Source organism: Oceanispirochaeta crateris (assembly GCF_008329965.1).
GTDB lineage: Bacteria > Spirochaetota > Spirochaetia > DSM-2461 > DSM-2461 > Oceanispirochaeta > Oceanispirochaeta crateris.
Genome location: NZ_CP036150.1, coordinates 2,330,599 through 2,342,372 on the forward strand (window position 1 = coordinate 2,330,599; position 11,774 = coordinate 2,342,372).

Here is an 11,774-nt window from a genome sequence, read left to right on the forward strand (position 1 = left end):
TTAAACTTTCAGGACGAATGAATCCATAGAATCTTAAATATTGCGCATATTGCAACTACCCGTCCTTTATATTTCACCGGATTCAACCTTGATTTCACGAGCAATCGGATTATACTAAATCAATTAAAGAACGATAAAATTATCAGACACAGGAGCAATAGATATGGCAGGAGTATGGAGAAGTTCAGAAACCAAGGACGGGCGCCGAATGGCAGGAGCCAGAAGTCTCTGGCGGGCAAACGGAATGACAGAAGAACAGATGGACAAACCTGTGATTGCCGTTGTCAATTCATTCACACAGTTTGTACCCGGCCATGCCCATCTCCATGACATAGGACAGAAAGTCAAAGGGTATATAGAAGAGCTTGGCTGTTTTGCCGCCGAATTCAATACGATTGCCATCGATGATGGAATTGCCATGGGTCACGATGGAATGCTCTATTCCCTTCCTTCCAGAGAGGTCATCGCCGACAGCGTGGAATACATGTGCAACGCTCACAAGGTAGATGCCATGATCTGCATATCCAACTGTGACAAGATTACACCCGGAATGCTCATTGCTGCCATGAGACTGAATATTCCTACAGTCTTTGTATCGGGAGGTCCCATGGAAGCGGGACGGATGTCCGACGGCAAAGGTCTGGACCTTGTGGATGCCATGGTCATGGGGGCCGACACATCTGTTACTGACGATGTTGTTTCAGTTGTGGAGCAACTGGCCTGTCCAACCTGCGGTTCCTGTTCAGGAATGTTTACAGCCAACTCTATGAACTGTCTTGTCGAAGCTCTGGGTCTGGGTTTGCCTGGAAATGGAACCATATTGGCAACCCATGTCAATCGCCTGGGCTTATTTAAAAAAGCCGCAGCCATATTGGTAAAAAATACCTATGCCTACTATCAGGATGGGGACGATTCAGTCCTACCCCGTTCCATCGCCACCCTGGATGCCTATAAAAATGCCATGAGCCTGGATATTGCCATGGGGGGATCTACCAATACAGTCCTTCACATATTGGCCATTGCCCGGTCTGCAGGAATTCACTTTACCATGGACGACATCAACGCTCTGTCCAGAAAAGTCCCCTGTTTGAGCAAGGTCTCCCCCAACTCCCCCAAATACCACATAGAAGATGTGCATAGAGCCGGAGGAATCATCGGGATTCTGGGTGAATTGGATCGAATGGGTCTATTGAACACAGAATCCGGCCACGTGGCCGGTTCCAGTCTTAAAGACGTTCTCAACAACTATGACATCATGTCCCCCATGGTCTCCGAAGAGGTCAAAAAATTCTACACATCTGCTCCAGGCCGTAAAAAATGCCTGGTCATGGGTGGACAGGAAAACTACTTCAAAGAACTGGATACAGACAGAGCCGAGGGATGCATTCGGAATGGGGCCAACTGCTATACGAAAGACGGCGGCCTTGGTGTGCTTAAGGGTAATATTGCCCGTGACGGGTGCATCGTAAAGACCGCAGGTGTTGATCCTTCCATATTCAAATTCACTGGTCCCGCAAAAGTTTTCTTCTCCCAGGATGCCGCCTGCGAAGCCATTTTGGATGCTGAAATTGTAGCAGGAGATGTGGTTGTGATCCGATATGAAGGACCCAAGGGAGGACCGGGAATGCAGGAGATGCTCTATCCCACCTCCTACCTCAAGTCCATGCATCTTGGCAAAGAGTGTGCTCTGATTACTGATGGCCGTTTCTCCGGAGGAACGTCCGGCCTTTCTATCGGCCATGTCTCTCCCGAGGCCGCAGCGGGAGGTGAGATAGCCCTGATCCGTGATGGTGACCTTATTGAAATTGATATCCCGGAACGAACAATCAATGTTCTCATCTCAGATGAAGAAATGGAAGCTCGTAAACGGGAGGAAGAATCAAAGGGTAAAGATGCCTATACCCCTGTCGGTCGAAACAGGGTGGTCACCCAGGCACTGAAAGCCTACGCCCTCATGGCATCCTCCGCCGACAAGGGAGCCATAAGACTACTGCCCGGAGAAGAGAGTTAATGGATAAACGCTTTGGATTTGTGGGAATTACGATAGAAAACAAGGAAGAGCATGCCCTGCAAGTCCAGAAGATCCTGTCAGAATACTCAGAAATTATTTTGGGAAGGATGGGACTACCCCATCTGGAAGAAAACAAGATTGCCGTCATAACCCTGATTGTTCAATCCACAACGGATGAACTGGGAGGATTGACGGGGAAGCTGGGTAGAATTGCAGGAGTATCGGTTAAATCGGGTCTAACGAAAAGACCTCAGACCTGAGTCCCCACAGGGGGACTGCCATCGGAATCCCCCTCTCTGTATAAAAAGGAGAGGGGAATCCGCTAAATATCAAACTTTAATGATTTCCGCAGCCGCAGCCTTCACTTTGTCCCTCACCATGACCTCCGCAGCCACAGCCTTCACCTTCACCCTCACCATGGCCTCCACAACCGCAGCCTTCACCCTCGCCATGGCCTCCACAGCCACAGCCTTTCTTTGTCAGTGCTGCGATCTCTTCTTCACTTGCCGGACGGACACTATTGAGAGTCCCGCTGAATTTCATATGTTCACCAGCCAGGGGATGATTCGCATCCAGGATGATCTTGTCTCCCTCGATGGTCTGCACTGTCATCAGCTTGTTTCCCTCAGGAGTATGGGCTTCTATGATGGTACCGACTTCCAGTTCTGTAGCAGAACCATGAAAATCCTTGGCTGAAACTTCCATAACATTTGACTCATCTTTTAGACCATACATATCGACCGGATCGAGGACGACATCAAATTCACTGCCCTCTTCCAGACCTTTTAGAGCCTTTTCAATACCGGGAACCATCATTCCCAGGCCTTCAATATAGTTTAAAGCTCCACTGTGTTCGGAGCTGTCTACCAGAGAACCATCCTGTCTTCTCAGTACGAAATCGGCAGTAATACTGTTCTGAACTTCACTCATATCATCTCTTCCTTATCTTTTAGAAAAGACTCCGGCCTATAGGCCGAAATCCTCCTGTTATTTACATGTCTTCCTACTATAGATTAATCTTCCGCATATTAAAAGTTTTACACCCCTTTCGGACCTCTTTTTCCTGAATAATCCTGTTTAATTGGGATATGACGTTGATTTTACCCTCTCACTTCCGATACAATCAGCCGTTGATTTTAAGATGAAACTCTTTTAATCCGTATTTATATAAGAGAGAAGGACCCCTATGATACTTGGTGAACAACCTGATTTTCTAGGCAATGAACGTCAGCTAAAAATGCTCCAGAGAGCTCTTGAAGAAGAGAATATTCTTATTTGGAATAAATTCAATGCCAGCAATGGACCTCAATTTAAGGCCAACCTGAAGGGCATCAACCTGTCCGGCCTGGAACTGAAGGAAATAAATCTAACACGGGCTAATCTGACAGGGGCAAATCTGACAAATACAGACCTGAGGTTTGCCAAGCTTGAACACGCACAATTGTCCGGAGCCGATCTTACAGGAGCCGACTTAAGGGGTGCCATCCTGAATGACGCCGACCTCAGCCGGGCCACCTTGAAAAAGACAAACCTGAGCAAGGCAAGACTGGGACGGGTAAATCTGACAGAGAGTGATCTGACTGGTGCAGATATGACCGATGCATCTCTAACGGGAGCCAAGGTCAAGCCCGAAGGACTGGCAAAAACAATAATTAGTAACACAAAGATGCCCGGTAAAATTAAAATTGTGTCAAAAACAGATGACACCAATGCTCCCCCCTGGATGAAAGCCAAGGAGGAAGAGCAGCAGAGGAAACAGCTTCGCCTCAAACAAGAAAAGGCCAAGGAAGAAGAAGAGAAGAAAAAACGCCTTCGCCGCTTAGGCATCAAACAGAGTTTGAGCAGTTGGGATGACGACGACGATTAACCCAGAGCGACATCCAGTGTCATCATGACGGCAAAGCCAACCATGGCACCCAGGGTGGCAATATCTGTATTGCCTGAACTCTGGGACTCTGGAATAGCCTCTTCAACAACTACAAAAATCATAGCACCCGCAGCAAAAGCCAAGGCATAGGGCAGAACAGGCTGCATTACGAGAACAAGCAAGGCTCCTAAAACACCGGCAATGGGCTCTACAATACCAGAGGCCTGTCCATACATAAACGATTTAGTCCTGGAGAGTCCCTCCCGTCTGAGGGGAATGGAAACCGCAGCACCTTCTGGAAAATTCTGAATACCAATTCCAAGGGCAAGAGCCACAGCTCCGGCAAGTGAAGCAGAGGGAATACCCGCGGCCACAGCACCAAAAGCAACACCGACCGCCAGACCCTCAGGAATATTGTGCAGAGTAATAGCAAGGGTCAACAGAATACTCTTATGCCAGCTGGTTTTAACACCTTCGACTTCCGACATGGGGGCATTGAGGTGAAGGTGAGGCAGAAGCTTATCTACCAGTCTCAAAAAGGCTCCACCCACAAGAAAACCGATCACAGGAGGAACCCAGGGGATCATACCCATCTGCTCTGCCATATCTATGGAGGGAGCAAGGAGTGACCAGAAGCTGGCGGCAATCATCACACCCGCAGCAAACCCGAGCATCCCATCAAGTACTTTTTTACTGATATTCTTAAAAAAGAACACCATGGCAGCCCCCAAGGCTGTTACCGCATATGTAAACAGAGTTCCTATTAAGGCTTGTTGAACCGGTTGAAATCCGGAAATCCATTCAATCATCGAAAAAATCCTCCATATCTTGTTTTTTAATCATAGCGATTTTTCTGGACACTGCAACAAATTGAATCAAATCAATTAAAAAACTTACGATTGATGAATCGGAGTGTCTAGAGTAGAATCTGTATAGTCTTTTTGACCAGCCCCTTGGGTCCACAACTAAATAATGACCAGACTTCTCATAGACCCCTGACAGAACATGGAGAACCCCGATGTTGAGAATTGCCCACATAACAGATACTCATATTAGCAAAGAGAAGCAGCCCCTAGATGGCATAAACACCAGAGAACAGTTCTTGAGGATATTGAAAGAGATCAAGACCCGGGAAGTGGATTTGATCATTCACACCGGAGATGTCAGCTTCCCCGAGGGAAGCAGGACAGTCTACGCATGGGTTAAAAATATCCTGGAGGAAACAGAGATTCCCTACCTCCTGACTCCTGGAAATCATGATGACCCATTTATGATGCAGGAAGTTTTTAATGTGCAGAATCTTCCAGCCAAGGTGATCACAACCGGGGCGGTTGCCATGAAAGGTCAGTCACTCATGTTTCTGGACAGCTCTTCAGAAAGGCTCACCATGAAACAACTCCTCTGGCTCAAAAGAGAGATTGAAATAGAAGAGGATCAGCTCTTCCTGTTTCAACACCATCCCCCCTGTACCTGTGGTGTAAAAGTCATGGATGAGAAATACCCTTACAAAACTCCTGAACTTTTTCAGAAAAATTTAAAAGAAACAGAGCGGTCTCTCATCCTTTTTTGTGGACACTACCATATTGAAAAAGAGCTAACCCTCAGCACTCCTGATTTGAAGGTCTTTATAACTCCTCCCACCTTTGGTTCGATCGATCCGGATTCAGAAGACTACCACATCAAAGATCAACGCCCGGGGTGGAGAGAAATTAGAATAGAATCACAACAGTTGGTCAATACAAGCTGCCATTACCTCCAATAAAACTCCTTATATGGATATTATGAAGTTTTTGTCCTACACTCTATACAGGATTTGTGGATGAAAGTGTTTTACTGCATGATCCTAAGATGAATCCCAGGAGAAAACCAAATGAAAAAAACTTTACTGACAGTCCTCATGCTGTCCATACTCTTACCGGCAACTTTGTTTGCTGCAACACCCACTGATGAAGAAGTTTATCAGGCCACTGTAGCCGTATTATCTGTATTCGGTCTTGTTTTTATGTCTTCCATGTTTGGAGAAGCACCTGCAAATGTGACAATGGATATGAATATGGAAACCGGATCAGCCATGATGGATTTTGAGAATTTTCCAGTTGAGGACTTCACAGAAAGCATGGCAGAAATGATGGAAACAACAGAAGAAGATCCCATTGTATTTGGATTCAGCGAAATGACTGGAAAAATACTTGTCAATGAAGCCGGCAATCTCAATATGGATGTCACTTTGACCGGAGGAAATGTGAAGACCCTGGTCATGACTTCTGAAGGAGAGGATATTGTTTCCATCGAAGCAAACGGAAAATCCTACAACCATCTAAAAGAACAGCTTATGAACGCAGGAAACTGATCAAAATGTCTTCATAGATCATTAAGAGGGGCCGACTACTGTTCGGCGGATGAGACTCGGCCCCTGTTCTTTTTCTTGTGACTCAGTTTTTTCTTTCCATCCATTCTTTTTTGCCTGGCCGCTCTGGAAGGCCCGGTTTTTCTTCTTTTCTTTGGAATGATCAGGGATTCCATGATTAAGTCAGCCATTTTTTCTACAGCTTTTTCCCGGTTCATAATCTGCGACCGTTCTTCCTGCAACTGCACATAGAGTTCATCTCGGCTGTTTAAGCGTGAGGCTAACTTTTCCCGAATTTTCAAGATTTCCCACTCCTGAAATCCCTCCAACTCTTTTAGGGACACAGTCAAAAGGACCTTTGTGTTCACCTTGTTCACATTCTGACCACCGGGTCCACTGGAACGGGAGAATGAGAACTGGCCCTTTGCTTCAAGCATGTAAACTAAATCTGAACGCTTCATATGCAGAAAAGGTTATAACCTTAGCTAAGACAGATCAAGTGCATCAGAAACCATCTTCATTCCACCGAAGAGAGGGGATGATGACTTTTTTTAAAACAAGATTTAATTCTATTTCAGTTTATGTATACAAGCTTGACTGCATCAAGGTAGAATACACTCATGATGAAGACTGTCGACCCTGTTCTCTCCGTTTTAAAAACGATTAAACTCCTGGAAACTCTATCAGAACAAGAAGAAGTGGGGGTCACCGAACTCGCAGAAGCAGTGGATGGCAATAAGAGCACAGTCTACAGATTTCTGAACACACTGGCGTCTCTTGGTTATGTGAGGCAAAACAAGACCAATGAAAAATATACCCTCACCCTTAAACTCTTCCAGGTGGGTGTTCAGGTTTTAAACCGGCTGGATATCCACAAGGCATCTCTTGCCGTAATGGAAGAATTGGCTGAATACTCAAAAGAGACAATTCACCTGGCCTCCATGGAGAACCACCAGGTCTTCTACCTCGATAAAATAGAGTCTCCTCTGGCTCTCAGAGTGGCCATGGGTTCCGCACAGGGACGCTTTGCTCCGGCGGTCTGCACGGGAGTTGGAAAGGTCATATTGGCTTACCTGTCGGCAGATGAAAAGGAAGAGATGCTCAAACACGCCGACTGGACTCCCAGAACCGAAAATTCCGTCAAGGATGCTGTAGATCTGGAGCAGAGACTCCTCGAAATTAGGAAGTGTGGTTGGGGATTTGATATGGAAGAGAACGAACAGGGAGTCCGCTGTGTTGCCGCCCCCATCTTCGATAATAGAGGAATCGTCTGCGGTGCCGTGAGCATTTCCGGTCCTTCGGTGAGAATGACAAAGGAAAAGCTTAAAAAACTAGCTGTAAAGGTCAAGGAAGGAGCTGGACGCATATCAGACGACTTAGGGTATATAGACCGCGGTTAAACTGATTTCTAATCAGAAATACCGGCAATCCGGGTGAAAGTACCGGTTGTTCTGATTATGAACCATCTACTTCTTCTCTCTTCGAAACCTGTCTTCCCAATCCCGTTCCTTGTCAAATACGCGGCTTTCCATATTCTTCACCCGTTCTTTCAAATCAGAAAAATCCCGCCGGATATTATCCTGTCTTCTCTGGTTATCATCTCCCCTCACATCCGGTTCCAAAGGCAGGAATAGGGCTGCAAGAAAATAGAGGATTCCCACAGGGAAAAAGCCTGTAAAGAGAAAGGCAAGGATCAAAAAAATACGAATATACTCGACGGGCAGATCTCGCCAGTCGGCAATTCCCTGACAGATTCCAAAGATCTTTCCCCTTCGGGAACGCTGCAGTTTATGTGCTGAATAAGCCATCATTTCAATCTCCTGTAATAACAACACCGATCCATCTTCCTAGGAATGATCAGTATGTTCTATTTTCTAAATCCAGGAGGATGGTTTCTAAATTTTCCACCCTCCTCTTGAGTTCTTTCATGCCAGAGCTGATATCATCCAGAGATTCTGATTCATCCCTGCGTCTGATTTCCCGCTCTTTTTCTTTGTTGACATAGTAAAGTTTCATAAGACGGATAATAGTACCGCTGATCACCGGGATTCCCACGGCGACAGCGACGATCCAAACAGCCTGCATGATCTACTCTTTCCCCTTCATAGACTTTTTCAAGGCTGCCAGCTCTTCATCAATCTCGGTTTCAGATTCCAGCTTATCAAATTCATGTTCTATGGAACTGTCTCTAGAACCGGAGATTCCAAAGCCCGACATTTCGGCTTCGGCTTCCATCCGTTCAACCTTCTTCTCAAGATCGTTGAATCGCTGAAATGCCTGGGTGCCATCAGCCTGCCGCAGCACTGTACGTGCCTGTTTCGTTTCTGCAGCATGACGTCCTCTTTGAATGAGGAGTTTATGTTTTTGTCTTACCTCTTCCAGCTTTTGCTCAAGTTGGAGGATGTTGGATTTGCACTCATCTATTAAGGTCGTAAAGTGATCCAGATCCTTGGCCAATAAATCAATCTGATTCTGACTATTCTTCTTTTCCAGTAGGGCTTCCCTGGCCAGATCCTCCCGGTTCTTTTCAATGGCCAGCCTGGCTCTGCCGTCCCAACGTTCCAGAGTCTTTTCAAGATACTCTTTTTCCCTGTTGATCTCCGCCTTGGATGCCATTTTTCCAGCACAGGAAGACTTCAATTCTACCAAAGTATCTTCCATCTCCTGGATCATCAAGCGTATCATTTTTTCAGGATCTTCCACCTTGTCCAGAATATCATTGATGTTTGAGTTCACGATATCCCTGAACCTAGAAAAAATACTCATATTGTCCTCCTGTGTCATCCTTTCCGATTTCGATTCCCAAAGAAAGAACAACTTCTTTTAAATTAGTCTTACAAATACTAATGCAAGGTTTATGCCAAGTCTTAAAATTGAGCCTAAATCGGAGTTTTAAAGGATACCACAATATAATATTGGCAATTTTTACCTATAATCAGTATAATAGGCCTATGAACAGAGATTATAATCCATCAGCAGATGCCTTAGGCGAATCCAGTGAGTTTATGGACTTTCAGCAAAATCTGAGTATGGCAGCCAGGGTGGACAGACCCGTACTCCTCGTGGGAGAAAGAGGAACGGGGAAGGAACTGGCAGCCACAAGGCTTCATTTTCTGTCTGGAAGATGGAAAGACCCCTATATTCCCGTCAATTGTGCCGCCCTACCCCCTTCCCTCCTGGAATCAGAACTCTTTGGCCATGAATCAGGAGCCTTTACAGGAGCCGGCAAAATGCGCAAGGGACGGTTTGAAGAGGCTCACAAGGGGACTCTCTTTCTGGATGAAATAGGACTGGTGCCCATGGAAGTTCAGGAAAAGATCCTCAGAACAGTAGAATACGGCCGTTTCAGCCGTGTTGGGAGTTCCACAGAAATGGAAGTCGATGTCAGAATCATCGCTGCCACCAATGCAGATCTTCCCACCCTCTGCAAAGAAGGAAAATTCAAGGAAGATCTTTTAGACCGCCTCTCATTCGAAGTCCTCTACCTTCCTCCCCTTCGCTACCGCAGCACCGATATAGACCTACTGGCTGGGCATTTTGCTATGCGAATGGCCCGGGAGATGGGGAAACCGGAAATTCCGGAGTTCTCACCGGAATTGATACAGAAGATGAGAGAATACTCATGGCCTGGAAACATTCGGGAGTTGAAAAATACCGTTGAAAGGGCAGTTTATAAGACGGAAGGCTCTCTGATCGAAGAATTGAATCTGAATCCCTTCAATAATCCCTACCTTCCAGATATGAACCCGGAACTGAAACAAGAGTCAGAGGACTCATGCAAAGATCCCCGCCTCTTAGCTGAGAAGGAAATCCCCCTCAATCAATTCAGAGAGTATATTTTAGAACTGGAGCTACACTTCATACGCAGAGCTTTGGAAGAGAACAGATACAGCCAGAAGAAAGCAGCGGAAGCCCTGGGTCTGACCTATGACCAGTTCCGAGGTTTGTATAAAAAATACCAATCCTCACTGGAAAAAGAAAATGGATGAGCTTCCCGAGTATATAAGGACTGTTACGCCTTGAGAGCCTCCAGCATGGAGGCCGCATTGTAGGAACTTCGTACAAATGGAGCACAGGCGGCTCCCTTAAAGCCCATATTTAAGGCTGTGTCCCTATACCGGTCAAAGGTATCGGGGCTGATATATTTCTTGACCCTCAGATGTTCTTTAGAGGGTGCCAGATATTGGCCCATTGTCAGAAAATCAACATTCGCCCTTCTCAAATCTTCCAGAACGACGAAAATTTCCTCTTCAGTCTCTCCCAATCCAAGCATCATACCGGATTTTGTGTAGATGCTGTCATCGATCTGTTTTACCCGGGACAGAAGCTGAAGAGACTGCTGATAGTCGGCTTCGGGGCGGACAAGGGAATAAAGCGAAGGGACTGTTTCCACATTGTGGTTCAAGATTTCCGGTTGAGCATCCAACACAGTTATCAGAGCATCCTTATTCCCCTGAAAGTCTGGAATTAGGACTTCAATGCCGACTCTTGGCTCCAAAGCGTGAACTTCACGGATGACCTTGGCAAAATGGGACGCACCTCCATCCTCAAGGTCATCCCTGGTAACGGATGTCACCACAGCAAATTTAAGCCCAAGGGCATGAACCGCTTCAGCCAGTTTCACCGGTTCTTCATTATCAACACACTGTGGTTTCCCCCCATGAACGTTACAAAACCGGCAACCCCTGGTACAGACACTACCCAAAATCATGAATGTAGCGGTTTTATTGCTGTAACACTCCATTCGATTGGGACAGTTGGCTTCTTGACACACAGTATTCAAGGTGGAATCCTTGAGGAGATCTTCCACATAGGCCAGATTATTTCCCCTGCGAATGGGAATTTTCAGCCAATCCGGTTTCCTAAGAACGGGTGATTCTCTTTGTTTATTTTCCATGGATGATCTCCATTGATTCGTATCCGTATATTTCTTTGTAAATCTCTGCTATTGCAGGAATGACCAGGTTCATATCCTGAGTCTTTCCCGTTAGCTTTTCCAGAGAGGTGACTCCCTTATCCTGAATACCGCAGGGAATAATCCATTGAAAAGGATCAAGGTCCGTATTGATATTAAAGGCGAAGCCATGCATGGTAATTTCTCTCTCTATGGCCAATCCGATGGCTGTGATCTTATCCTCTCCGACCCAGACTCCTCTATGTTTATCATGACGTTCTGCCTGGATAGCGAATTCATGGTTAAGATAGCGTACAAAAACATCTTCCAAATTGTAAACAAACTGCTTCACCCGGCGGGAAAAAGAAGAAAGGTCAACAATCAGGTAACCCACAAGCTGACCTGGTCCATGGTAGGTCACCTCTCCCCCCCGATTTGTTTTGATCACTGGAATATTTTTTGACGCTGGATCAATGAGAATATTATGGTCTTGTTGCCTCCGCCCGGTTGTCAAAACAGGGGGATGTTCCAAGAGAATGAGTGTATCGTCAATAAGCCCGTTCCGCCGCTTTTCCACGAGGTCATACTGCCATTGAAGAGCTTCTTCATAGGGAACCAATCCCGGTACAATTACGTTCAGTTTCATAGTCCCATT

At 46.1% G+C, this 11,774-nt stretch carries 15 protein-coding genes; 7 read left to right on the forward strand and 8 right to left on the reverse strand.

What is annotated here, in order from left to right; genetic code table 11:
• Nucleotides 1-163: 163 nt before the first annotated feature.
• Both ilvD and EXM22_RS10535 read left to right on the forward strand, forming a co-directional pair.
• Nucleotides 164-2,011: a dihydroxy-acid dehydratase gene (ilvD, locus tag EXM22_RS10530; RefSeq protein WP_149486477.1), complete on the forward strand. Its 1,848-nt coding sequence runs from the start codon at nucleotides 164-166 to the stop codon at nucleotides 2,009-2,011.
• Nucleotides 2,011-2,271: a TM1266 family iron-only hydrogenase system putative regulator gene (locus EXM22_RS10535; RefSeq protein ID WP_149486478.1), complete on the forward strand. Its 261-nt coding sequence runs from the start codon at nucleotides 2,011-2,013 to the stop codon at nucleotides 2,269-2,271. Before ilvD ends, EXM22_RS10535 begins: the two co-directional genes overlap by 1 nt.
• 76 nt (nucleotides 2,272-2,347) lie before the next feature.
• Here the strand turns inward: EXM22_RS10535 and EXM22_RS10540 are convergent, their stop codons facing one another.
• A complete protein-coding gene (locus EXM22_RS10540; RefSeq protein WP_149486479.1) occupies nucleotides 2,348-2,941 on the reverse strand; it encodes an FKBP-type peptidyl-prolyl cis-trans isomerase in 594 nt (197 codons plus the stop codon).
• Nucleotides 2,942-3,197: 256 nt separating this feature from the next.
• Between EXM22_RS10540 and EXM22_RS10545 the strand changes: the two genes are divergently transcribed.
• Entirely contained in the window at nucleotides 3,198-3,878 is a 681-nt protein-coding gene (locus EXM22_RS10545; protein WP_149486480.1) for a pentapeptide repeat-containing protein, read from the forward strand.
• On the opposite strand, the gene EXM22_RS10550 is transcribed toward EXM22_RS10545, so the two are convergent.
• Nucleotides 3,875-4,687, reverse strand: a complete 813-nt coding sequence (locus tag EXM22_RS10550; protein WP_149486481.1) for a ZIP family metal transporter — start codon at nucleotides 4,685-4,687, stop codon at nucleotides 3,875-3,877. The genes EXM22_RS10545 and EXM22_RS10550 overlap by 4 nt on opposite strands.
• Before the next feature lie 209 nt (nucleotides 4,688-4,896).
• Between EXM22_RS10550 and EXM22_RS10555 the strand changes: the two genes are divergently transcribed.
• Together EXM22_RS10555 and EXM22_RS10560 are read left to right on the forward strand one after the other, a co-directional pair.
• On the forward strand, nucleotides 4,897-5,640 hold the full coding sequence (locus EXM22_RS10555) for a metallophosphoesterase family protein (RefSeq protein ID WP_149486482.1): 744 nt from the start codon (nucleotides 4,897-4,899) through the stop codon (nucleotides 5,638-5,640).
• A gap of 108 nt (nucleotides 5,641-5,748) precedes the next feature.
• The gene (locus EXM22_RS10560; RefSeq protein WP_149486483.1) at nucleotides 5,749-6,228 is read left to right on the forward strand and encodes a hypothetical protein; all 480 of its coding nucleotides are present in this window, start codon (nucleotides 5,749-5,751) and stop codon (nucleotides 6,226-6,228) included.
• A gap of 35 nt (nucleotides 6,229-6,263) precedes the next feature.
• Here EXM22_RS10560 and arfB read toward each other — a convergent pair whose 3' ends face one another.
• Complete coding sequence (gene arfB / locus EXM22_RS10565) at nucleotides 6,264-6,686, reverse strand: alternative ribosome rescue aminoacyl-tRNA hydrolase ArfB (RefSeq protein WP_149486484.1); 423 nt, start codon at nucleotides 6,684-6,686, stop codon at nucleotides 6,264-6,266.
• A 159-nt stretch (nucleotides 6,687-6,845) separates the two neighbouring features.
• On the opposite strand from arfB, the gene EXM22_RS10570 reads away from it, so the two are divergent.
• On the forward strand, nucleotides 6,846-7,625 hold the full coding sequence (locus EXM22_RS10570; protein WP_149486485.1) for an IclR family transcriptional regulator: 780 nt from the start codon (nucleotides 6,846-6,848) through the stop codon (nucleotides 7,623-7,625).
• 66 nt (nucleotides 7,626-7,691) lie between these two features.
• On the opposite strand, the gene EXM22_RS10575 is transcribed toward EXM22_RS10570, so the two are convergent.
• The 3 genes from EXM22_RS10575 to EXM22_RS10585 are packed head-to-tail and all read right to left on the reverse strand — an operon-like array spanning nucleotide 7,692 to nucleotide 8,991.
• The gene (locus EXM22_RS10575; RefSeq protein ID WP_149486486.1) at nucleotides 7,692-8,036 is read right to left on the reverse strand and encodes a PspC domain-containing protein; all 345 of its coding nucleotides are present in this window, start codon (nucleotides 8,034-8,036) and stop codon (nucleotides 7,692-7,694) included.
• A 46-nt stretch (nucleotides 8,037-8,082) separates the two neighbouring features.
• Entirely contained in the window at nucleotides 8,083-8,310 is a 228-nt protein-coding gene (locus tag EXM22_RS10580) for a hypothetical protein (protein ID WP_149486487.1), read from the reverse strand.
• Nucleotides 8,311-8,313: 3 nt separating this feature from the next.
• Nucleotides 8,314-8,991 (reverse strand): PspA/IM30 family protein, encoded by a 678-nt coding sequence (locus EXM22_RS10585; protein WP_168203458.1) that lies wholly within the window; start codon nucleotides 8,989-8,991, stop codon nucleotides 8,314-8,316.
• 185 nt (nucleotides 8,992-9,176) lie between these two features.
• Here EXM22_RS10585 and pspF point away from each other — a divergent pair, with 185 nt between their 5' ends.
• Entirely contained in the window at nucleotides 9,177-10,214 is a 1,038-nt protein-coding gene (pspF, locus tag EXM22_RS10590) for a phage shock protein operon transcriptional activator (RefSeq protein WP_149486489.1), read from the forward strand.
• 23 nt (nucleotides 10,215-10,237) lie between these two features.
• Here the strand turns inward: pspF and lipA are convergent, their stop codons facing one another.
• Both lipA and lipB read right to left on the reverse strand, forming a co-directional pair.
• A complete protein-coding gene (lipA, locus tag EXM22_RS10595; RefSeq protein ID WP_149486490.1) occupies nucleotides 10,238-11,122 on the reverse strand; it encodes a lipoyl synthase in 885 nt (294 codons plus the stop codon).
• Nucleotides 11,112-11,765, reverse strand: coding sequence for a lipoyl(octanoyl) transferase LipB (gene lipB / locus EXM22_RS10600; RefSeq protein WP_149486491.1), 654 nt, complete (start codon nucleotides 11,763-11,765; stop codon nucleotides 11,112-11,114). Before lipB ends, lipA begins: the two co-directional genes overlap by 11 nt.
• Nucleotides 11,766-11,774 lie beyond the last annotated feature (9 nt).